Origin of the sequence: Aquihabitans sp. G128 (assembly GCF_019048865.1) — a bacterium.
Lineage (GTDB): Bacteria > Actinomycetota > Acidimicrobiia > Acidimicrobiales > Iamiaceae > Aquihabitans.
The window spans coordinates 774,607-796,181 of record NZ_CP077604.1 but is presented as its reverse complement, the minus strand read 5'-3'; the positions used below and the strand labels follow the sequence as shown (position 1 = coordinate 796,181).

Genomic DNA, 21,575 nt, shown 5'->3' with positions numbered 1-21,575 from the left:
AGCGATCGCGTGCCGGGGGTCCAGGTGCCACCGAACCTACCGAGGGGGTGTGACAACGATGCCGCCGATGCGGAGCCTGGCGGTCGCCCGCCAGGGTGCCCCCACCAGAGATCGCCGCTCCCGGTCGGCCTTCGCCGCCCGGCACGGCGGATCGACGTGAGGCCGAGGCCGTCGGAGCGGCGCCGCGCTCAGGCCAGGGCGCCGGCGCGCTCCGCCGCATCGGCGAAGTCGGGCTCGTAGGTGAGCACCCAGCGGAACAGCTCCCGAGCCCGGGCGATGTCGCCGGCGCGCTCGTAGAGGTCGGCCAGGGCGTAGCCCTGGCGGAGGTGGTGCACCTCGGGCCGCTTGACCGCCCGCTGGCTCTTCTCGAGCAGCGCGATGGCTTCCTTCAGCTTGCCCTGGTCGCCCAGCGAACCGGCCATCACGATCCGGCCCTCGGTGACGAGGTCGGCCGACGGCGAGCTCTCCCGCAGCTCGTCCCAGAGGTCTTGCACCTCGGAACGTCGCTTCAGCGCCCGGTAGGAGTCGGCGAGCACGGGGTGCTGCTCGGTCGACGACGTGAGCTGGCGGAAGGCCTCGAGCTCCTTGATGGCGTCGGTCCAACGGCCCAGCCGGTAGTACGTGAGCCCCAGCAGCTCACGGACCGAGGCCGCCTGCGGTGCCGCTTCGGCGATGGGCCGCAGCAGGCTCCGCGACTCCTCGAAGCGCTCGCGCTCGAAGGCGTGGGCGGCGTCGCGCAGCCGCTCGTTGGCGCGTGCGCCCCGAGCCGCCCCCAGGGCACGCACCAGCTCGTCCTTCGAGAGGGCGCCGGCGGTGCCGGCACCGGGCTTGCGGGCCGGGCGACCCCGGCGCTCCTTCGGGGCCAGATCCGCAGGCGGTCGAGCGTTGCGCCCGCGTCGCACCGCGCCACCGGCCTCCTGGCGGACGTCGTCGACGCGCTCCCACTCCACGCGCTTGTTGCCCGGATCGGGACGCTCGTCTCGCCCCGAGCCGCCCACGTCGTTGCGGTTGTCGACCGGCCCGTCGCCCAGACGCCCTGCGCCGCGCCGGCCAAGGCTGCCCCAGGTCTTGGGCCCTGCGGTGCGCGGACCCTCCTCCCGATCTGCGGGCCGACCGCCGGACCGCCCACCCGCCCGACGATCGTCTCCCCGGCTGCTGCCCCCGCGTGCAGGAGCCCCCGGACGTCCGGAGCCTGAGCTCGGACGGCCGGAGCCGCCTGGACGCCCGCCGCCCGAACCGCCGGGCCGGCCCGAGCGCGCCGCAGGCCCCTCGTCACGGCGCGGCGACCGATCGTCACGCCCCCCCAGACGGGCTCCGACGAGCGCCACCAGCACCCGACCGGGCTCCCTGGCCCCCGCTGCGACCGCTCACCGGACGGGTGCTGCGACCGTCACCAGGCGAATCGGCGGCGCGACCGGTCCCACCGGGCACCGACCGCCCGCTGCTGCGGATGGGCTTCCGCGGGTCGTCCCCGTCGCCCGATCCCCCGCTGCCGCCAGACGATCGGCGCGGCGAAGGAGCATCGTTCGAAGGCATCGGGCGATCCTACCGGCCGGCCGTCGACCGCTCGCCATCCGCCGACGGTGACATGCGCTGCTCGGATGCAGCTCGACCCGTTCGGCTCCTGCTCGTGCCCCGTGCTCAGCCACCAACCGCCGCCTCGTCGCTGGCACGTCGCGAGCGAGCCGAAAACGCACAACAGGCCCCACCGAAGCGGGGCCTGTTGATGAGAAATCCGGCGACGACCTACTCTCCCAGGGCGAATCCACCCAAGTACCATCGGCGCAGTCTGGCTTAACTTCCGTGTTCGGGATGGGAACGGGTGTGACCCAGACGCGATAGTCACCGAAATCTGTTGTCAAGAGCGAGCGCCGACGAACGGCGCTCAAGCCCTCAAGGACTCCATAGCGAGCACGAACTTCTTAGTAAATCCAAGACCTCGGCCGATTAGTACCGGTCGGCTGAACGTGTTACCACGCTTACACCTCCGGCCTATCAACGTGTTGGTCTATCACGGGCCTTACCTGGTTAACCCAGTGAGGAACCTCATCTAGAAACAGGCTTCGCACTTAGATGCTTTCAGCGCTTATCCCTTCCGCAGGTAGCTAACCAGCAATGCCCTTGGCAGGACAACTGGCACACCAGAGCTGCGTCCATCCCGGTCCTCTCGTACTAGGGACAGCCTTTCTCAAGTTCCTTCCGGCTACAGAGGATAGGGACCGAACTGTCTCACGACGTTCTAAACCCAGCTCGCGTACCGCTTTAATGGGCGAACAGCCCAACCCTTGGGACCTGCTTCAGCCCCAGGATGCGATGAGCCGACATCGAGGTGCCAAACCTTCCCGTCGATATGGACTCTTGGGGAAGATGAGCCTGTTATCCCCGGGGTACCTTTTATCCGTTGAGCGACGGCGCTTCCACACGCAACCGCCGGATCACTATGCCCTGCTTTCGCACCTGCTCGACTTGTAGGTCTCGCAGTCAAGCTCCCTTGTGCCATTGCACTCGACGGCTGATTGCCAACCAGCCTGAGGGAACCTTTGGGCGCCTCCGTTACTCTTTAGGAGGCGACCGCCCCAGTCAAACTACCCACCTGACGCTGTTCCCCATCCCGATAAGGGACGTGGGTTAGAGCTCCGTCATGAGCAGGGTGGTATTTCAAGGTTGACTCCACACTGGCTGGCGCCAATGCTTCCCAGTCTCCCACCTATCCTACACAACACATAACAAAACTCAACATCAAGCTATAGTAAAGGTCCACGGGGTCTTTCCGTCCTTCTGTAGCTAACGAGCATCTTTACTCGTACTTCAATTTCGCCGGGTCTGTGGTTGAGACAGTAGGAAAGTCGTTACGCCATTCGTGCAGGTCGGAACTTACCCGACAAGGAATTTCGCTACCTTAGGACCGTTATAGTTACGGCCGCCATTCACCGGGGCTTCAGTTCAAAGCTTCGCCCTTGCGGACTAACCTTTCCCTTTAACCTTCCGGCATTGGGCAGGCGTCACAGCGTATACATCGTCTTGCGACTTCGCACGCTGCTGTGTTTTTAGTAAACAGTCGCTTTCCCCTGGTCTGTGCCACCCCTTCGAGCTCCGGACGCAAGGTCCTTCACCCTAATGGGGTCCTCCTTCTCCCGAAGTTACGGAGGCATTTTGCCGAGTTCCTTAACCACAGTTCTCCCGATCGCCTTGGTATTCTCTACCTGCCCACCTGTGTCGGTTTGGGGTACGGGTACCATGTAAGCTCGCTAGAGGCTTTTCTAGGCAGCATGGGATTAGTGACTTCTCCTTAAACGGATCGGCATTGCGTCTCAGGCTTCATGAGGTCCGGATTTGCCTAGACCTCGCCCTACGCGCTTACCCCAGGACAACCATCGCCTGGGCTCACCTACCCTCCTGCGTCCCCTCATTGCTAAACGCCTTCCGGTGGGTCGGTTCATCTCCCGAAGGAGATAGCCCCTTAGCAACCAGAACTTGTCTTGGGCGCGTACACGGTAGTACTGGAATATCAACCAGTTGTGCATCGACTACGCCTATCGGCCTCGTCTTAGCTCCCGACTTACCCTGGGCGGATTAGCCTTCCCCAGGAACCCTTGGGCTTACGGCGGAGGGGTTTCTCACCCCTCTCTCGCTACTCATGCCAGCATTCTCACTTGTATGCGCTCCACGACTGGTTCACACCGCCGCTTCGCTGCACATACAACGCTCCCCTACCACTCACGATAAATCGTGAATCCGCGGCTTCGGCTCTAGACTTGAGCCCCGTTACATTATCCGCGCAAGATCACTCGACCAGTGAGCTGTTACGCACTCTTTCAAGGGTGGCTGCTTCTAAGCCAACCTCCTGGCTGTCTGGGCAATCTCACATCGTTTTCCACTTAGTCTAGAATTTGGGGCCTTAGCCGGCGGTCTGGGCTGTTTCCCTTTCGACTGCGAAGCTCATCCCCCGCAGTCTCACTGCCGTGCTCTGGAGTCATGGTATTTGGAGTTTGATTGGGGTCGGTAAGCTTGTAGGCCCCCTAACCCATTCAGTGCTCTACCCCCATGACTGAACACACGACGCTGCACCTAAATGCATTTCGGGGAGAACCAGCTATCACCGAGTTTGATTGGCCTTTCACCCCTATCCACAGGTCATCCCCCCAGTTTTTAACCTAGGTGGGTTCGGTCCTCCACGAGGTCTTACCCCCGCTTCAACCTGCCCATGGATAGATCACTCGGCTTCGGGTCTACAGCACGCGACTGAACGCCCTATTCAGACTCGCTTTCGCTCCGGCTTCCCATCACTGGTTAACCTTGCCACGTACCGTAACTCGCTGGCTCATTCTTCAAAAGGCACGCCATCACGGCCTTGACCGAAGTCAAGACGACGCTTTGACTGATTGTATGCCAACGGTTTCAGGTACTATTTCACTCCCCTCCCGGGGTACTTTTCACCTTTCCCTCACGGTACTGGTTCACTATCGGTCGTCTACGTATACTTAGCCTTATGAGGTGGTCCTCACAGATTCACGCCAGTTTTCACGGTCCCGGCGTTACTTGGGATGATCGAGCAGAGGCTGAATACGTTTCGTGTACGGGGCTATTACCCACTGCGGCGTGGCTTTCCAGACCACTTCCACTACGCATCAACTTGGTAACTCTGTGACGGCTCTGGTGCTCCGTCTCTCGAGTCCCACAACCCCCAATTGGCAACGCCACCAGGCTTTGACACCAATCAGGTTTGGGCTATTCCCGTTTCGCTCGCCGCTACTCAGGGAGTCACGTTTGTTTTCTTTTCCTCAGGGTACTGAGATGTTTCAATTCCCCTGGTTCCCTCTACCGGTGCTATGTGTTCACACCGGAGTACCACCCGCTAAGGTGGTGGGTTTCCCCATTCGGACATCCACGGTTCGTAACGCTTTCTAGGCAGCTGACCGTGGCTTTTCGCAGCCAGACACGTCCTTCATCGGTAGTAGACGCCAAGGCATCCACCGTTGGCACTTTGTATCTTGGAAGAACAAAGATGCTCGTGCTCGCTATGCAGTTCTCAAGGGACATCTTCGGCCAGGCGAACCTGACCCGGAGCGCAACAACGCCCTCGCCTTGTGGGCGAGGGCGAATTGGAGCGCCCCTTCAGAACGGAACAGAGGACGGAACGATCTTCGAGTGCTGAGCCGGTGGGAGGGAATATTGACCTGCGACCACTGAACCAACCTCGAGGACCCAACTAGCTAATGCTTCAACTTGGGAATCCCCTGCTCGGAATGAGCAGGATGAGACTCCTTAGAAAGGAGGTGATCCAGCCGCACCTTCCGGTACGGCTACCTTGTTACGACTTCACCCTAATCGCTGATTCCACCTTCGACAGCTCCCTCCCCGAGGGGTTGGGCCACTGGCTTCGGGCGTTTCCAACTTTCATGGTGTGACGGGCGGTGTGTACAAGGCCCGGGAACGTATTCACCCCGGCGTTGCTGATCCGGGATTACTAGCAACTCCAGCTTCATGGAGTCGAGTTGCAGACTCCAATCCGAACTGAGACCGGCTTTATGGGATTCGCTCCACCTCGCGGTTTAGCAGCCCTTTGTACCGGCCATTGTAGCATGTTTGCAGCCCTGGATATAAGGGGCATGATGATTTGACGTCGTCCCCACCTTCCTCCGAGTTGACCCCGGCAGTCTCCTACGAGTCCCCACCATGACGTGCTGGCAACATAGGACAAGGGTTGCGCTCGTTGCGGGACTTAACCCAACATCTCACGACACGAGCTGACGACAACCATGCACCACCTGTGTAGAACCCCGAAGGACACCGTATCTCTACGGCTTTTCTCTACATGTCAAACCCAGGTAAGGTTCTTCGCGTTGCCTCGAATTAAGCAACATGCTCCGCTGCTTGTGCGGGCCCCCGTCAATTCCTTTGAGTTTTAGCCTTGCGGCCGTACTCCCCAGGCGGGGCACTTAATGCGTTAGCTACGGCACGGAGTCCGTTGAATAGACCCCACACCTAGTGCCCAACGTTTACGGCGTGGACTACCAGGGTATCTAATCCTGTTTGCTACCCACGCTTTCGCTCCTCAGCGTCAGTTCCGGCCCAGAGCGCCGCCTTCGCCGCTGGTGTTCCTCCTGATATCTGCGCATTTCACCGCTACACCAGGAATTCCACGCTCCCCTACCGGACTCTAGCCAGAGCAGTATCGGGTGGTGTCCCAGGTTGAGCCTGGGGATTTAACACCCGACTTACTCAGCCGCCTACGAGCTCTTTACGCCCAATAAATCCGGACAACGCTTGCCCCCTACGTGTTACCGCGGCTGCTGGCACGTAGTTAGCCGGGGCTTCTTCTGCAGGTACCGTCTTGATTCGTCCCTGCTGAAAGGGGTTTACAACCCGAGAGCCTTCATCCCCCACGCGGCGTTGCTGCGTCAGGCTTTCGCCCATTGCGCAAGATTCCCCACTGCTGCCTCCCGTAGGAGTCTGGGCCGTGTCTCAGTCCCAGTGTGGCTGATCGTCCTCTCAGACCAGCTACCCGTCGATGCCTTGGTGGGCCGTTACCCCACCAACTAGCTGATAGGCCGCGAGGCCCTCCCGAAGCGGAATCCATTTCCTCACCAGATCATGCGATTAGGTGGGGGTATCCGGTATTAGCACTCCTTTCGGAGAGTTATCCCGGTCTTCGGGGCAGGTTCCTCACGTGTTACTCACCCGTTCGCCACTAGGTAGTCACTGGTGTTGCCACCAGATCAACCTCGTTCGACTTGCATGTGTTAGGCACGCCGCCAGCGTTCGTCCTGAGCCAGGATCAAACTCTCCATCGAGATCGTCAGAAGGCCCGACAGCGAACTGTCGGACCGTCCTCAAATCGGAGAGCCACCGACAGGCCTGAACCTGTTGGTGACTGGCATCAGTTCAACTAACTAGCTTAGTTTTGTTGTCCTTGATGCGTAATACTTTATTATTAAACGGCCGCTGCGTTGCTCGGAAGCGCTGCAGCGGTCGCCCGCATTAGCTTTTTCGTCCTCTATTCCGTTCTCAAGGTGCGCTCACTTCCCGAGGGAAGCCGCTGCAGGAGTCGTGCCCGTGGGCTGCCGTTGCTCCTGTCGTGCCCGCTCCGACCCGTTAGGGCCGTGTGGGGCGAGTTGTTACCTTAGGGACTTTGCTGGAGGCTGTCAAGCGTTTCCGCTGGAGTTTCTCTGGCGTGTCCCCGTGGCGACGAGAGTTAACTTACGGGTAACGCGCCGGTGACGCCAAATCGACGCGGTGTGTCGTGCGTCTCACGGGTCTGGAACGCCGCAAAAGGCCAGGTCACAGCGCTGCCAGGGCCATCGCGTAAGCCTTCTTGCCCTTGCGGAGCAGCACGAAGCGGCCTCGGAGCAGGTCGGATCGACCCACCAGGCGCCCATCTTCTGCCCGCTCGCCGTTCACGTAGACGCCTCCTTGGGCGATCGCCCGGCGCGCTTCGCCCTTCGAGGTGGCGAGGAGGGCGTCGGTGGCCAGGAGCTCGGCCAGGTCCACGCCGGCATCGAGGGCCGCTGGGTCCAGCGTGGTCGTGGGCACCTCGCGAGCGACCGCCTCGAGGGCAGCGTCGCTGGCATCGGCGAGCGGGGCGCCGAAGAGGATGGCCGAGGCCTCCTCGGCGGCGGCCGCCTCGCCCCCACCGTGCACGAGGGCGGTGGCCTCCCGAGCCAGGAGGCGCTGGGCCGCTCGACGGTGCGGCTCGGCCTCGTGGGCTGACACCGCGGCGTCGACGTCGGGGACCGGGAGCAGGGTGAACTGCAGGAGGAACTGGCGGACCTGGCGGTCGTCGGTGCCCATCCAGTGCTGGAAGAAGGCGTAGGGGCTGGTCCGGTCGGGATCGAGCCAGATGCGGGCGCCGGTGGTCTTGCCCAGCTTGGTCCCGTCGGGTGCGGTCAGCAGTGGCCAGGCCAGGACCCATGCCGGCCGGGCGTGCACCCGACGGATGAGGTCCACCCCACCGAGCATGTTGCCCCACTGGTCCGAGCCCCCGATCTGGAGCTGGACGCCCCGATCCTGTTCCAGCCGCAGGAAGTCGTGGGCCTGGAGCAGCATGTAGGTGAACTCGGTGAAGGAGATGCCGTGCTCGGAGGCCAGGCGGTTCTTCACCGACTCCCTGGCCAGCATGGTGTTGACCGTGACGTGCTTGCCGATGTCGCGCAGGAAGTCCAGGAACCGCACCTCGCCGGTCCAGTCCCGGTTGTCGACCAGCTCGCCGCCGCCGGGCTCGCCGGACAGGTCGACGATGCGGGCGATCTGGGCCTTGATGGCGGCGACGTTGTGCTCGAGGGTGGCCTCGTCGAGGAGGTTGCGCTCCTCGGAGCGGCCGCTGGGGTCGCCGACCATCCCCGTGGCACCACCCGCGAGCGCCACGGGGCGGTGCCCGGCGTCCTGGAACCGCCGCAGCACCAGCAGGCCGATCAGGTTGCCCACGTGGAGGCTGTCGGCGGTGGGGTCGCAGCCGTAGTAGAGCGACAGCGGGCCCTCGGCGAGGCGGGCGGCGAGGCCGTCGCGGTCGGTGCAGTCCTGCACCAGGCCACGGGCCTCCAGGTCGGCGAGGACGCTGGCGTCGGTCATGGGCCACATGGTCACCCGCGTGCTGCTGCGGCGCCAAACACGTTGGCCGGGCGGACCGTCGGACGGGTTGGACCCCGCCGCCCCGGCTGGGCGAGGCTGGCGCCATGCCCATCAAGACCGCGCCGGAGCCCGAGGTCGACCAGCCGATGGGCATGTACTGGAAGCTGTGGCGCGCCGTGGCCGTCGTGGCGGCGCTGGCCATCGCGGTGTTCTGGATCTGGATCTTCGCCGGCGGGCCCAAGAAGGTGAACCCCGACCGGCTCGACGACCGGGCCTACGTCAGCCGCGCCGAGGACCGCTGCCAGCAGCTGCTCACCGACCTCGACGCCCTCACCCCGGCGTCGGAGGCGAAGACGGCCACCGAGCGGGCCGACGTCCTGGACCAGGCCAACGGGCTGGTCCGGGCCATGGTGGACGACATCGAGGCCGGCGCCCCCACCACGGGCGACGACGGCAAGAGCCTGCGGCTGTGGTTCACCGACTGGCACCGCTACCTCGGCGACCGGGACGACTACGCCCAGGCGCTGCGCACCGATCCCGACGCCAAGTTCCTCCTCACCGAGAACGAGGAGCTCCGCGACTCCGTCGACAAGACCATCGAGGTCTTCGCGGACGTCAACGACATGCCCGACTGCGCGACGCCCGGCGACGTCGGCTGAGCCACCGCGTCGGCGCCCGCGGGTGGATTGACGTCAGCCGAGCGCGGCCGATGCCAGGGCCAGGCCTCGCCGGACCAGGCGGCGGGTGCTCTCGTCGACCGGCGGGTCGAGGGCGTCGAGGTCGGCCTCGGTGACCCAGCGCAGGGCGAGGGACTCCTCGTTGGCCTGCTCGTGGGCGCCGGCCGGCGCCACGACCAGGAACCGGGTGTCGAGGTGCAGGTGGGCGGGCTCCTTCGGTGGCTCCACCCGGTGCACGTCGACGTCGATGGCCGGCAGGGCCACCCGCAGCCCGGCGATGCCGGTCTCCTCCCCCGCCTCCCGCAACGCCACCGCCGCCAGGTTGGCGTCGCCGTCGGCGTGGCCGCCGGGCTGGAACCAGCGGCCGAGCTTGGCGTGCAGCATGAGCAGCGTCCGCGACCCCGGCGCGTCCACGACGAGCGCCGAACCGGTCAGGTGGCCGGCGGTGCAGGAGCGCTCGGCGGCGTCGGGGTGGTCCAGGAAGAAGTCCAGCACGGTGTCGCGGTGCTCGACGGCCGCCGGGTCCTCGAGGTCGGCCATCTGGAGCTGGTGCACGGCGGCACCGAGGAAGTCGGCCCGTTCGAGCCGCGGGTCGTCCGGTTCCAGGAGCTCGAGGTCGGTCACGCCCTCCTGCCTATCCGATGGCGCCGCTGGGCGGTCACCACGGTCGTGAGCGGTGGGGGTCGCCCGGGACGCTGAAGCGCCACGGCCGCTCGGTGGCGACCGAGATGCCCACCCGGGGACCGGTCAGCGGCACCGCCGGCGGCGCGACGCCGTCGTCGACGATGGTGACGCCCGCCTCGGCTCGGACGAGGTCGACCCCGTCGTGGGCACCGTCGATGCCCAACGCCTGGCACAGCTTCGCCGGGCCGTTGGCCAGGTCGACCGCTCGCCGCGCCGCCGGGCGGGCCGCCGCCATCTCGTCGGTGGCGCGGAGGGGCTCCAGGGCCCGGATCAGCACGGCGCCGGCCTCGCCCGGCTGCGAGGTCACCGCGTTGGCGCACCAGTGCATGCCGTAGGTGAAGTACACGTACAGGTGGCCGGGTGGCCCGAACATCACCTCGGTGCGGGGCGTGGGGCCTCGGAAGGCGTGGCTGGCGGGGTCGTCGGTGCCCCGGTAGGCCTCCACCTCCACGATGCGCCCGGCCCGACGCCCGTGCACGAGGACCTTGCCCAGCAGCTCCGGGGCCACCTCCAGCGGGTCACGCCGGTAGAAGCTGCGGGGCAGCCGCCGGCCACGGCGGGGTCCGGCCACGGATCAGGTGGGGAGCGCGTCGCCGGTGGTGGCCCACCACAGGCGACCGCCACCGCTGACCGACAGCGGCCCGGAGCCGGGCGCCACGAAGGCGGCGTCGCCGTGGGCCAGGGAGCACCCGCCGTCCGGACCGGCGACGTCGACCGGTCCTCCGGTGGCCAGCAGGAGCGAGGGACCGGTCGGCTGGATCTCGACCACCGCATCGCCGGCGTCGACCGTGGCGAGGGCGTAGGCCGACTCGCCGGAGTCGTAGGTGGCCACCCCGCCGCCGAGGTCTTCGTGGACCGGCGCCGGCGGCACGCCGGGGTCGAAGCGGAGGACGTGGAGCAGCTCCTCGACGTCGACGTGCTTCGGCGTCAGGCCGCCTCGCAGGACGTTGTCGGAGGCCGCCATGAGCTCGACGCCGGCGCCCGAGAGGTAGGCGTGGAGGTTCCCGGCCGGCAGGTGCACGGCATCGCCGGGCGCCAACCGCACCACGTGGAGCAGGAGCGGGGCGACGCACAGGGGGTCTCCCGGGAACTGGGCGGCGAGGGCCTTCACCCAGGACCGCGGGTCGGCCCGCACGTCGGCGTCGGCGTCGGCCACCTCCTCGGCGATCGCACCGGCCAGCCCCGAGCGCGCTCCTCCCTCGAGGTGCAGGAGCCAGGCGAGGGCACGCTGGTGGCCGTCGGGCGTGCCGCTGCGCAGCGCATCGACGATCGGGGCGAGCGCCGCCAGGTCGAGGCCCGCGAGCAGCTCGGCGGCCTCCACCGGCTCACGGAACCCGCAGAGGGCCCAGGTCTCCGACAGGGCGACGAGCGACTCGGGCTTGGGGCTGGCGTCCTTGTAGGTCCGCTCCGGGGCGTCGGCGGCGATCCCGGCCGCCTCCTCGCGGGCGAAGCCGGCCTCGGCCTCGGCCGCGGAGGGGTGGGCCTGGAGGGAGAGCGGACAGCCGATGGCGAGCACCTTCAGCAGGAACGGCAGGCTCGTGGCCCCCGTCGCCGCGAGCTCGGGCCCGAGCCAGCGGGCCGGGTCCGCTGCGATGACCTCGGCCAGCGTCCGGCCCTGCGGGTCGTCGGCGACGAGCGAGGGCGCCGCCGCGTGGGTGCCCACCCACAGCTCGGCCTCGGGACCGCCGCTCGGGTCGGAGCCCACGATCGGGACCAGCCCGTCGACAGAGCCCCACGCGTAGCGCTGGACGGTGTTGTGGAGCAGCAGCATGGCCCGGCGAGCCTAGGAGCCGCGGGCCGGCGCCCCGGGGACGACGCGTCGCGGGTCGGCGGCCTCAGCCCGGCGCGGCGCCGAGCGCGTCGCGCATGGCGGCGGGCACCGGGGTGGGCCGCTTCGTGCCGGGCTCGATGGTGACGTAGGTGATGGTGGCCGTGAAGGTGGGTCGCCCGTCGACCGTGCCCCGGAACGCGACGTCGTAGGAGGTGGTGCCCCATCGGGCCACGCCGCAGTCGAGGTCGAGCGTGTCGCCGAACGTGGCCGACCCCTGCCACTCGACCACGGCCTTCACCAGCATCCAGTCGACCGCGTCGTTCGTGCCCGTCCAGCCGATGGCCTCGTGCATCCACGCCGCGCTGGCGATGTCGCAGTAGCCGAGGTAGTGGGCGTTGAAGACCACGTTCTGGAGGTCGACCTCCTGGTAGCGGACCTTGATCCGCTCGCGGTGCGGCCATCCCGGGTCGTCGCCCACCTCAGCTCCCGTGGACCCGCGCCCGATCGGCGTCGAGCCGGGCGTCGAAGCGCACGAGCTGCTCGGCCACCGCGGCCGGCCCGGCGCCGCCGCGGGTGGTGCGGCGGGTGACCGACACGCCGGGAGCCAGGAGGGCGGCGGCCTCGGGCCCCAGCTGGGGGTGGGCGGCCACGAGGTCGACCATCGCTCCCCCGCCGTCGAGCGCCGTCCGCACGATCTCCCCCACCACGGCGTGGGCCTCGCGGAACGGGAGGCCCCGCTCCACGAGCAGCTCGGCCAGGTCGGTCGCGACGGCGTAGGGCGAGTCCGCCGCGGTGGCCATGACGTCGGTGGCGAACCGCGAGGTGGCGAGCAGGCCGCTCATGGCCTCCAGGGCGAGCAGCACCTGGTCGACGGCGTCGAACAGGGGCTCCTTGTCCTCCTGGAGGTCGCGGTTGTAGGTGAGCGGCAGGCCCTTGAGGGTGGTCAGCAGCCCCGTGAGGTGGCCGATGAGCCGACCGCTCTTGCCCCGGGCCAGCTCGGCGATGTCGGGGTTCTTCTTCTGCGGCATCATCGAGCTGCCGGTGGACCAGGCGTCGTCGAGCTTCAGGAAGCCGAACTCGTCCGACGCCCAGAGGCACACCTCCTCGCCCATGCGGGAGAGGTGGATGCCGAGCAGGGCCAGGTCGAAGAGGGACTCGGCCACGAAGTCGCGGTCGCTGACCGCGTCGAGCGAGTTGTCGAACACCGCGGCGAAGCCGAGGTCGGCGGCGGTGCCGGACGGGTCGAGCGGCAGCGAGCTGCCGGCCAGCGCGCCGGCGCCGAGCGGCGAGACGTCGGCCCGATCCCGCGTGGCCAGGAGGCGGTCGACGTCGCGGGCCAGCGCCCAGGCGTGGGCGAGGAGGTGGTGCGCGAGCAGTACGGGCTGGGCCCGCTGCAGGTGGGTGTAGCCGGGGAGGTAGGCCTGGTCGGCCTCCACGGCCCGCGCCCGCAGCACGTCCTGCAGCCCCAGCACCGCGGCGGCCACCTGGCCGAGTGCGCGCTTGGTGTAGAGGCGGAGGTCGGTGGCCACCTGGTCGTTGCGGCTGCGACCGGTGTGGATCTTGCCGCCTGCCGGTGCCAGCTCGGTGACGCGCCGCTCGACGGCGGTGTGGATGTCCTCGTCGCTCGGCAGGAAGTGGAACCGGCCCTCGGCCAGCTCCTCCTCCACCGTGTCGAGGGCCCCGAGCACCGCGGCGGCCTCGTCGCCGTCGAGGATCCCGCCCCGCACCAGCCCGCGGACGTGGGCCCGCGAGCCGGCGAGGTCGTCCGGGGCGAGGCGCTGGTCGTACGGGAGGCTGACGGTGTAGGCGAGCAGGGCCTCGCTGGGCCCGTCGGCGAACCGGCCGTGCCACAGCGTGTTGCCCTCGGTCGCCCCCTCGGCGCGGGGATCGCTCACCCGGCTCAGCCCTTCGGCCGCTTGGAGGCCTGCCGGGCCGACCACGTCTCGATGCCGAGGCCCCACAGCCGGACGAAACCGGCGGAGTCCTCGTGGCGGAACGAGTCGGCCGCGTCGTAGGTGGCCAGCTCGTAGTCGTAGAGGCTGGTCTCGGAGCGCCGACCGGTGACCACGCACGACCCGGGCGAGAGCCGCAGCCGGACCTCGCCGGTGACGAACTCCTGGCTCTTGTCGACGAAGGAGTCGAACGCCTCCTTCAGGGGGCTGAACCAGAGGCCGTCGTAGATGAGCTCGGCGTAGCGGGGCTCGATGCGCGCCTTCTCCCGGTCGAGGTCGCGCTCGAGGCAGATCGACTTCGAGGTCCTTGTGGGCCATGATCAGCGCCAGTGCGGCCGGGCACTCGTAGGTCTCACGGCTCTTGATGCCCACGCGCCGGTTCTCGACCATGTCGATGCGGCCCCAGCCGTAGGAGCCGACGATGGTGTTGAGCTTCTCGATCACCTCGAGCATGCCGAGGCGCTCGCCGTCGATGGACACGGGCATCCCCTGCTCGAAGCCGATCTCGACGTCGCGGGGCTCGGTCTCGGTGGGCTGGGTGAGCAGCCACACGCCCTGGGGCGGCACGGCCCAGGGGTCCTCCATCTCGCCGCACTCGATGGCCCGGCCCCAGAGGTTGTCGTCGATGGAGTACACCTTCTCCTTCGTCGCCTGGATCGGGATGCCGTGGTCGTAGGCGTAGTGGATGGAGTCCTCGCGGGTCATCCCCCAGCCCCGCACCGGGGCGATCACCTCGAGGTCCGGGGCCAGGGCCCGGGTGGACACCTCGAAGCGGACCTGGTCGTTGCCCTTGCCGGTGCAACCGTGGGCCACCGCCTGGGCGCCGCTCTTGCGGGCGGCCTCCACCAGGTGCTTCACGATGACCGGCCGCGACAGGGCCGAGACCAGCGGGTAGCGGCCCTCGTACATGGCGTTGGCCTTGAGCGCCGGCAGGACGAAGTCCTCGGCGAACTCCTTGCGGGCGTCGACGACGATCGCATCGACCGCACCGGCGGCGCGGGCACGGTCGCGGACCACGTCCCAGTCGTCGCTGGCCTGGCCGACGTCGACGGCCAGGGCCACGACCTCGACCCCCAGCTCCTCGATCATCCAGCGCACGGCCACGGAGGTGTCGAGACCACCGGAGTAGGCCAGTACCACGCGCTTCGCCACAGTCGTTCCTCTTTCGTTCACGGTTTCGGTGTGCAGGTCTAGGGGTTCTGGTCAGAGACCAGCGAGCTCACGGAGGTGGTCGGCGACCTCGGCGCCGGAGTGGCCCTCGGCCACCACCACCATCAGGGTGTCGTCGCCGGCGACGGTGCCGAGGATCTCGGCGAGGCCGGAGCGATCGAGCGCCGAGCCGACCACGTTGGCCGTCCCCGGCGGGGTTCGCAGCACCACCAGGTTGGCCGAGTGGGCCACCTCCACCACCCAGTCGCCGAACACGCGGCGCAGGTGGTCGACCGGCGCCAGCTGGTCCTTGGGCAGCTCGGGGATGGCGTAGACGGCCTCGCCGCCGGCCGAGCGGACCTTGATGGCGCCGAGGTCGTCGAGGTCGCGGCTGACGGTGGCCTGGGTGGCGGCCACGCCCTCGTCGGCCAGCAGGCCGACGAGGCGCTCCTGGCTGGCGACGGGGTGCGAGGCGAGCAGCTTGGCCACGAGGTGTTGACGCTGGTTCTTGGCCAGCCGCCCGGGCTCGGTGCCGTTGCGGGTGGTCACGCTCACCCCTCCCTCACGGTGGCGGTGAGCAGCCACTCCAGGGCGCCCCGGGCCGCCGGCAGCCGGTTCGCCGCTTCGGGCCACACCCGGCTCTGGGGCCCGTCGAGGACCTCGTCGGTGACCTCCTCGCCCCGGTGGGCGGGCAGGCAGTGCAGGAAGATGGCGTGCTCGGCCGCCACCGACATGAGGGCGGCGTCGACCCGGTACGGCTCGAAGATCGGCTTGCGCACGGCCTTCTCGGCCTCCTGGCCCATCGAGTACCAGGCATCGGTCACGACGACGTCGGCCCCTTCGACCATGCCCTTGGGGTCGACGTCGGCCTCGGCCCAGTCGGCCCCCAGCTCGGCGAACCGGACGAGGTCAGCCGCCGGCGGGTCGTAGCCCAGCGGGCAGGCGAAGCGGACCTTCATGCCGAGCATCGACGCCGCCAGCCCCAGGGACCGAGCCACGTTCGAGTAGTCGCCGACCCAGGTGACGGTGCGCCCGGCCAGGTCCTCGAACTCGGCTCGCATGGTGAGCACGTCGGCCAGGGCCTGCAGCGGGTGGCTGTGGTCGGACAGCAGGTTGACGATCGGGATCTCGACCGCCCCGGCCATGCGCTGGAGCACGCCGTGGTCGAAGACCCGGGCGGCGATGACCGAGTGGTAGCAGGCCAGGGTGCGGGCCACGTCCTCGGCCGACTCGCGGCCGTCGATGTCGACCTCGTCGGGCTTCAGGTAGATCGGGTGGCCACCGAGCTGCACCACGGCCATCTCGGTGGAGTTGCGGGTGCGGTTCGATGGCTTCTCGAAGATCAGCGCCGCGCCCTTGCCGGCGAGCACCTGCGGGGGCGTCGCCGGGTCGGCGCAGCGGTCGAGGACGGCCAGCAGCTCCTCGTGGGAGAGGTCGTCGATGTCGAGCAGGTGGCGGGTCACGGCTGGTCCTCGGGGACGGTCCCGGCGTGGCCGGCCAGGAGCTGGGCGATGCGGTGGGCGGCCTCGGCGACCTCGGCGTCGGAGATCAGCAGGCTGGGCGCCAGGCGCAGGGCGCTCGGCGTGACGGCGTTGACGACCAGGCCGGCCTGCAGCGCCTCGGCCGCCACCACCCGGGCGTCGATGCCGTCGTCGAGCTGGGCAGCGAGCAGCAGGCCCAGGCCGCGCACCGCAGCGACGCCGGGGATGGCTTCGAGCGCCGCGCTGAGCGCAGCGCCCGCCTTGGTGGCCCGGGCGGGCACGTCCTCCGCCTCCATCACCGCGAGCACGGCCTTGGCCGCCGCCGCAGCGAGGGGCTGGCCGCCGTAGGTGGTGGCGTGGTCGCCCGGCTCGAACGTGGCGGCGACGTCGGCCTTCGCCCAGCACGCCCCGATGGGCACGCCGTTGCCGAGCGCCTTGGCCATGGTCACGACGTCGGGAACCACGCCGAAGTGCTGGTGGCCGAACCACTCGCCGGTGCGACCGAGGCCGGTCTGCACCTCGTCGACCATGAAGAGCAGGCCCCGCTCGTCGCACAGGCGGCGCACGCCCTGGAAGTACTCGGCGGTGGCCGGGTTGACGCCGCCCTCGCCCTGGACCGGCTCCAGCAGGATCGCCGCGACGGTGGGGTCGATGGCCGCCTCGAGCGCCTCGAGGTCGTCCCAGGCCACGTGCCGGAAGCCCTCGGGCAGCGGCTGGAACGCCTCGTGCTTGGCCGGCTGGCCGGTGGCGTGCAGCGTGGCCAGGGTCCGGCCGTGGAACGAGCCGAGCGCGCTGACCACGACGTGGCGGCCACGGCCGCCCCACTTGCGGGCCAGCTTGAGGGCGGCCTCGTTGGCCTCGGCCCCGGAGTTGCAGAAGAAGACCTGGCCGCCGCCGCCGAGCAGGCGGTCGAGGGTGACCGCCACGTCCCACCCGGGCTCGGTGCCGAACAGGTTCGACACGTGCAGCAGGGTCTGGGCCTGGGCGTGCAGCGCCTCGGCGACCGCCGGGTGGCTGTGGCCCAGCGAGGTCACGGCCAGGCCGGAGAGGAGGTCGAGGTACTCCCTGCCGTCGGCGTCCCAGAGGCGGGTCCCGGCGCCCCGGACGAACTGGACCTGGGGCGGCCCGTAGGTGGGCATGATCGGGCAGCGGGCCAGCCCGCCGGGGGCGTGCATGGCGGTGCCGTGGGCGTCGTAGCCGGCCTGGGTGCTCACGAGCCGGCCCCGTCGGTCCGGGTGATCATGGTGCCGACGCCGGAGTCGGTCAGCAGCTCCAGCAGCGCGACGTGGGCGATGCGCCCGTCGAGGATGTGGGCCGAGCCGACGCCGGCGTCGACGGCGTCGAGGCAGGCCTGGACCTTCGGGATCATCCCGCCGTTGATCACGCCGTCGGCGATGAGCAGGCGGGCTCGGCTGGCCGACAGGCGCGAGATCAGCGACTGCGGGTCGCTCACGTCGGTGAGGACCCCGGGGACATCCGTGAGGTAGATCAGCTTCTCGGCGCTCAGCGCCTCGGCGATGGCGATGGCGGCGGAGTCGGCGTTGATGTTGAACGCCTGGCCGGTCGCATCGGCACCGATGGTGGAGATCACCGGGATGAAGTCGTCGCGCAGGAGCGTGTCGACGATCTTGCGGTTGACGTCGACGACGTCGCCCACGTAGCCGAGCGCCTCGCTGCGCTGGCTGGCCACGATGAGGCCTGCGTCCTCACCGGAGAGGCCGACGGCCACCAGGTCGTGCTGGTTGATGGCCGACACGATGTCGGCCCCCACCTGGCCGGTGAGCACCATCCGGGCGACCTCGAGGGTCTCGGCATCGGTGACGCGCAGCCCGTCGCGGAACTCGGTCTCGACGCCGAGCTGGGCCAGCACCTTGCCGATCTGGGGCCCGCCGCCGTGCACCACCACCGGCTTCAGGCCGATGGCCCGCAGCAGCACGATGTCGGCGGCGAACGAGCGGGACAGGGCGGCGTCGACCATGGCGTTGCCGCCGAACTTCACCACCACGACCTTGTCGGCGAATGCCTGGATGTAGGGCAGCGCCTCCACCAGCACGGCGGCGCGCGTGGCCGGGTCCACCGACGCCAGCTCCCCCGGGCTCACCTGCTCCTCATCGGCCATGCGCCAAGTGTATTCGACACCGTGCATGACTATGCAATCGAGTTCGCTCCCCAGGCCCGTCGGACGAAGCCATGGAGCTCTGCGACGTCGCCGTGCAGATCCCGATGCTCGGCGTCGGCCACTCCCTGAACGTGGCGGTGGCCGGCTCGCTCGTGGCGTACCGCCTGGCCGGCCTGGCCTGAGCGCGAGGCTTCCTGCGGTCAGAAGCGGAGCTGGAGGGTGCGGCCGTTGCGGACGAAGCCCGCACGCTCGTACAGCGGGAACGACCGCTCGCTCGGGTGCACCGAGACGTACTGGAGCCCACCGGTCCCGGCCTCGCCGACCACGGCGTCGACCAGGCGCCGCCCGAGGCCGTGGCCGCGGTGGGCCGGGTCGACGTAGACGCTCTGGACGTAGCCCGAGCGTCGATCCCAGACGCCCGGTCCCGGGACCCGCTCGACCACGGCCAGGAACGCGATGCCGACGACCTCACCGTCGACCTCGGCCACGAAGCCGAGGTGGGTCTCGGCGTGGTCGTCGAGCCAATCGCCGAGGTCGGCGGTGAACGCCGCCAGCGTCGACGGTGGCACCTCGCCCGCGTCGATCCGCCAGTCCCATCGGAGCCGGGCCATGGCCGGGCGGTCGCCATCGTTCGCCCGGCGTACGCCCCCGGCGGCAACCGCATCGCTGCCATCTGCTTCCACGCCTGCCTCCTGCGTTGCCGGCGAGCGATCCTCGCGCTCGGCGTCGGCGCTCGCTCGAACCGGACGAAGCAGACGCAGCGCCCGCATTCCTTCGACAGGGTGGCGACCCAACCCGAAGCGGGCACGGTTCCCCACCACCTCTGGGGCGCGGGTGGAGCTGGTGGCCGATCAGGGCCGGACCGGGCCGCGATCCCCACCGCTTCGGCGGGGGGCCAGTGAACTGGTCAGCTGCCGCCGGTGTTCTCGTCGATGTAGGCGTGGGTGAGGTCGTTGGTGAGGACGGTGAAGGCGCCGGTGCCGAGGCCGAGGTCGACGCCGATGTCGAGGTGGCGCTGGGCCATGTGGGCGGCGACCGCAGCTTCGTCGTGGGCGATCGACACGCCGCGGGCCGCCACCCGGATGCCGCCGTAGGTCGAGGACACCCGCTCCTGGTCGAAGGCGATGCCGGCGCTGCCGATCTCGCTGGCGAGGCGACCCCAGTACGGGTCCTGCCCGAACCACGAGCACTTGCACAGGGCACTGCGGGCCACCTGGCGAGCGCCGGCCTCGGCGTCGGCGTCGGACGCTGCGCCCGACACGGTGAACTTCACGACCTTGGTGGCCCCCTCGGCGTCACCCGCCATCTGGCCGGCCAGCTCGGCGCACGCCTGGGCGAGGGCCGCCGCCAGCTCCTCGAGCGGGACCGGGCCCGCCGCCCCGCTGGCCAGCACGATCACGGTGTCGTTCGTTGAGCGGCACGCGCCGGTCATCAGCACGTTGAAGCTGGTGGCCACGGCGGCGCGGAGCATGGCACGGAGGTCGTCGGGCTCGACCTCGGCGTCGGTGGTGAGCACGGCCAGCATGGTGGCCATGTTGGGGCTGAGCATGGCCGCCCCCTTCGCCATGCCCCCCACCACCGCACCCGTGTCGCCGACGGAGACCAGGGCCTCCTTGCGGTAGGTGTCGGTGGTGCAGATGGCCTGGGCGGCCTCGGCGGCGCCGTCGGCGGAGCGAGCGGCGGCTACCTGCGGGATGCCGGCCAGGATCACGTCGATGGGCAGGGGGATGCCGATGAGGCCGGTGGAGCAGACCAGCACGTCGTTCGCCGCACAGCCCAGCGCCGTGGCGGTGGTGGCGCACATGGCCTCGGCGTCGGCCCGGCCCGGACCGCCGGTGGCGGCGTTGGCGTTGCCGGAGTTGAGGATCACCGCGGCGGCGTGACCCCGCGTGGCGCCGAGGTGGGCGTCGGAGGTGAGCACGGGTGCGGCGGTCATCTTGTTGTCGGTGAACACCGCTGCCGCGCTGACCGGCCGGCCGTCGGCGGTGGCGACCAGGGACAGGTCGAGGTCGCCCGAGGGCTTGACCCCGCAGTGGATCCCGGCGGCCACGAAGCCCTTCGCTGCGGTGACGCTCATGTCTGGTGCTGCTCTCTTCGCGTGGTCGGGATCAGGGGTAGAGGCCGGCGATGGGGAGGCCGGTGGCCTCGGGGAGGCCGAGGGCCAGGTTGGCCGACTGGAGGGCGCCGCCGGAGGCGCCCTTGGTGAGGTTGTCGAGCGCCGCCAGGGCCACGACCCAGCCGGTGCGCTCGTCCGCGTAGGCGGTGACGTGCACCGACTGGGAGCCGAGGGTGGCCTTGGTGGACGGCGGCTCGTCGAGCACCACCACGAACGGCTCGTCTGCGTAGGCGGCCCGCAGCGCCTCGCGCAGCGACTCGGTGGTCACCGCCTGGGTGGGCCGGGCGTAGCAGGTGGCCAGGATGCCCCGGTTCATGGGGGCCAGGTGCGGGGTGAACAGCACCTGCACGTCGTCACCGGCGACGTGGGTGAGGTTCTGCTCGATCTCCGGCGTGTGCCGGTGGCTGAGCATCCCGTAGGCCACGAAGTTCTCGTCGACGGTGTTGAAGGCGTTGCCGGGCTTGGGGGCCCGGCCGGCACCGGAGACGCCGCTGGCGGCGTCGACCACGATCCCGGTGGGCTCGACGAGGCCGGCCCGCAGCAGCGGGGCCAGGGCCAGGGTGGCGGTGGTGACGTAGCAGCCCGGCGTGGCGATGAGCTTGGCCGTGCGCAGCTCCTCCCGGAACAGCTCGGGCAGGCCGTACACGCTCTCCTCGAGCAGCTCCGGCACGGTGTGCTCCACCCCGTACCAGGTGGGGTAGAGCCCGGCGTCCTTGAGGCGGAAGTCGGCGCCCAGGTCGACGACGATCCGGTTCCCGTCGAGCAGCCCCGGGACGATCTCCTGCGAGGTGCCGTGGGGCAGGCCGCAGAAGACCAGGTCCAGGTCGTGGGCATCGGCGAGGCCGGGCCCGTAGGCGGCGAACGTGAGGCCCGGGTAGGCGCCGGCGAGGCTGGGGTACAGCGCCGCCACCGCGTTGCCGGCCTGGGTGTCGCCGGTGGCGACCACCACCTCGAGGTCCGGGTGCCCGGCGATCAGGCGCAGCAGCTCGGCCCCGGTGAACCCCGATGCCCCGACGATGCCGACCCGTGTTGCCATGTGGGTGACCCTATACGACCAC

At 69.1% G+C, this 21,575-nt stretch carries 14 protein-coding genes, 3 rRNA genes and 3 pseudogenes; 2 read left to right on the top strand and 18 right to left on the bottom strand.

Features of this window, described 5'->3' with window-relative positions; translation table 11 throughout:
• Positions 1-188: 188 nt before the first annotated feature.
• From KSP35_RS03690 to tyrS, 5 genes are all read right to left on the bottom strand, one after another.
• The gene (locus KSP35_RS03690; protein ID WP_216999019.1) at positions 189-998 is read right to left on the bottom strand and encodes a tetratricopeptide repeat protein; all 810 of its coding nucleotides are present in this window, start codon (positions 996-998) and stop codon (positions 189-191) included.
• Between the two features lie 735 nt (positions 999-1,733).
• Positions 1,734-1,850 (bottom strand): 5S ribosomal RNA (rrf, locus tag KSP35_RS03685).
• A 77-nt stretch (positions 1,851-1,927) separates the two neighbouring features.
• Positions 1,928-4,997, bottom strand: a 23S ribosomal RNA gene (locus tag KSP35_RS03680).
• A gap of 272 nt (positions 4,998-5,269) precedes the next feature.
• A 16S ribosomal RNA gene (locus tag KSP35_RS03675) occupies positions 5,270-6,794 on the bottom strand.
• The 16S, 23S and 5S rRNA genes sit together here, the layout of an rRNA operon.
• A gap of 487 nt (positions 6,795-7,281) precedes the next feature.
• On the bottom strand, positions 7,282-8,568 hold the full coding sequence (tyrS, locus tag KSP35_RS03670) for a tyrosine--tRNA ligase (RefSeq protein ID WP_216999017.1): 1,287 nt from the start codon (positions 8,566-8,568) through the stop codon (positions 7,282-7,284).
• 104 nt (positions 8,569-8,672) lie between these two features.
• Here tyrS and KSP35_RS03665 point away from each other — a divergent pair, with 104 nt between their 5' ends.
• Entirely contained in the window at positions 8,673-9,227 is a 555-nt protein-coding gene (locus tag KSP35_RS03665; RefSeq protein WP_216999015.1) for a hypothetical protein, read from the top strand.
• 33 nt (positions 9,228-9,260) lie between these two features.
• Here KSP35_RS03665 and KSP35_RS03660 read toward each other — a convergent pair whose 3' ends face one another.
• From KSP35_RS03660 to argB, 10 genes and pseudogenes are all read right to left on the bottom strand, one after another.
• Positions 9,261-9,869: an NUDIX hydrolase gene (locus KSP35_RS03660; RefSeq protein WP_216999013.1), complete on the bottom strand. Its 609-nt coding sequence runs from the start codon at positions 9,867-9,869 to the stop codon at positions 9,261-9,263.
• Positions 9,870-9,903: 34 nt separating this feature from the next.
• A complete protein-coding gene (locus KSP35_RS03655) occupies positions 9,904-10,500 on the bottom strand; it encodes a DNA-3-methyladenine glycosylase (protein WP_216999012.1) in 597 nt (198 codons plus the stop codon).
• A 3-nt stretch (positions 10,501-10,503) separates the two neighbouring features.
• A complete protein-coding gene (gene manA, locus KSP35_RS03650) occupies positions 10,504-11,700 on the bottom strand; it encodes a mannose-6-phosphate isomerase, class I (RefSeq protein WP_216999010.1) in 1,197 nt (398 codons plus the stop codon).
• 64 nt (positions 11,701-11,764) lie between these two features.
• On the bottom strand, positions 11,765-12,178 hold the full coding sequence (locus KSP35_RS03645; RefSeq protein ID WP_216999007.1) for a thioesterase family protein: 414 nt from the start codon (positions 12,176-12,178) through the stop codon (positions 11,765-11,767).
• A gap of 1 nt (position 12,179) precedes the next feature.
• Positions 12,180-13,493: pseudogene (gene argH / locus KSP35_RS25535) on the bottom strand (argininosuccinate lyase); the annotation flags it as partial.
• A 107-nt stretch (positions 13,494-13,600) separates the two neighbouring features.
• A pseudogene (locus tag KSP35_RS25530) lies at positions 13,601-14,804 on the bottom strand (argininosuccinate synthase).
• A 51-nt stretch (positions 14,805-14,855) separates the two neighbouring features.
• Complete coding sequence (gene argR, locus KSP35_RS03630; protein ID WP_254126972.1) at positions 14,856-15,356, bottom strand: arginine repressor; 501 nt, start codon at positions 15,354-15,356, stop codon at positions 14,856-14,858.
• A complete protein-coding gene (argF, locus tag KSP35_RS03625; protein ID WP_216999003.1) occupies positions 15,353-16,264 on the bottom strand; it encodes an ornithine carbamoyltransferase in 912 nt (303 codons plus the stop codon). The genes argR and argF overlap by 4 nt, the downstream gene beginning before the upstream one ends.
• Positions 16,261-17,457, bottom strand: coding sequence for an acetylornithine transaminase (locus tag KSP35_RS03620; RefSeq protein ID WP_371748953.1), 1,197 nt, complete (start codon positions 17,455-17,457; stop codon positions 16,261-16,263). The genes argF and KSP35_RS03620 overlap by 4 nt, the downstream gene beginning before the upstream one ends.
• A 35-nt stretch (positions 17,458-17,492) precedes the next feature.
• Positions 17,493-18,401, bottom strand: a complete 909-nt coding sequence (gene argB, locus KSP35_RS03615) for an acetylglutamate kinase (protein ID WP_216999001.1) — start codon at positions 18,399-18,401, stop codon at positions 17,493-17,495.
• Between the two features lie 56 nt (positions 18,402-18,457).
• Here argB and KSP35_RS03610 point away from each other — a divergent pair.
• Positions 18,458-18,583, top strand: a pseudogene (locus KSP35_RS03610) (TrmH family RNA methyltransferase); the annotation flags it as partial.
• An 18-nt stretch (positions 18,584-18,601) separates the two neighbouring features.
• Here the strand turns inward: KSP35_RS03610 and KSP35_RS03605 are convergent.
• The 3 genes from KSP35_RS03605 to argC all read right to left on the bottom strand — a co-directional run bounded on the left by KSP35_RS03605 (position 18,602) and on the right by argC (position 21,553).
• Positions 18,602-19,012 carry a GNAT family N-acetyltransferase gene (locus KSP35_RS03605; protein ID WP_216998997.1) on the bottom strand — a complete coding sequence of 137 codons (411 nt, stop codon included), beginning with the start codon at positions 19,010-19,012 and terminating at the stop codon, positions 18,602-18,604.
• A gap of 296 nt (positions 19,013-19,308) precedes the next feature.
• Complete coding sequence (gene argJ, locus KSP35_RS03600) at positions 19,309-20,478, bottom strand: bifunctional glutamate N-acetyltransferase/amino-acid acetyltransferase ArgJ (RefSeq protein ID WP_216998995.1); 1,170 nt, start codon at positions 20,476-20,478, stop codon at positions 19,309-19,311.
• Positions 20,479-20,509: 31 nt separating this feature from the next.
• Positions 20,510-21,553, bottom strand: a complete 1,044-nt coding sequence (gene argC, locus KSP35_RS03595) for an N-acetyl-gamma-glutamyl-phosphate reductase (RefSeq protein WP_216998994.1) — start codon at positions 21,551-21,553, stop codon at positions 20,510-20,512.
• Between the last annotated feature and the right edge of the window lie 22 nt (positions 21,554-21,575).

What these genes read in the sequence shown, in the direction of transcription:
- tyrS (WP_216999017.1), bottom strand. Translation starts at nt 8,568, where the DNA reads ATGACCGACGCCAGCGTCCTCGCCGACCTGGAGGCCCGTGGCCTGGTG.
- KSP35_RS03665 (WP_216999015.1), top strand. Translation starts at nt 8,673, where the DNA reads ATGCCCATCAAGACCGCGCCGGAGCCCGAGGTCGACCAGCCGATGGGC.
- manA (WP_216999010.1), bottom strand. Translation starts at nt 11,700, where the DNA reads ATGCTGCTGCTCCACAACACCGTCCAGCGCTACGCGTGGGGCTCTGTC.
- KSP35_RS03620 (WP_371748953.1), bottom strand. Translation starts at nt 17,457, where the DNA reads ATGCACGCCCCCGGCGGGCTGGCCCGCTGCCCGATCATGCCCACCTAC.
- argB (WP_216999001.1), bottom strand. Translation starts at nt 18,401, where the DNA reads ATGGCCGATGAGGAGCAGGTGAGCCCGGGGGAGCTGGCGTCGGTGGAC.
- KSP35_RS03605 (WP_216998997.1), bottom strand. Translation starts at nt 19,012, where the DNA reads ATGGCCCGGCTCCGATGGGACTGGCGGATCGACGCGGGCGAGGTGCCA.
- argJ (WP_216998995.1), bottom strand. Translation starts at nt 20,478, where the DNA reads ATGAGCGTCACCGCAGCGAAGGGCTTCGTGGCCGCCGGGATCCACTGC.
- argC (WP_216998994.1), bottom strand. Translation starts at nt 21,553, where the DNA reads ATGGCAACACGGGTCGGCATCGTCGGGGCATCGGGGTTCACCGGGGCC.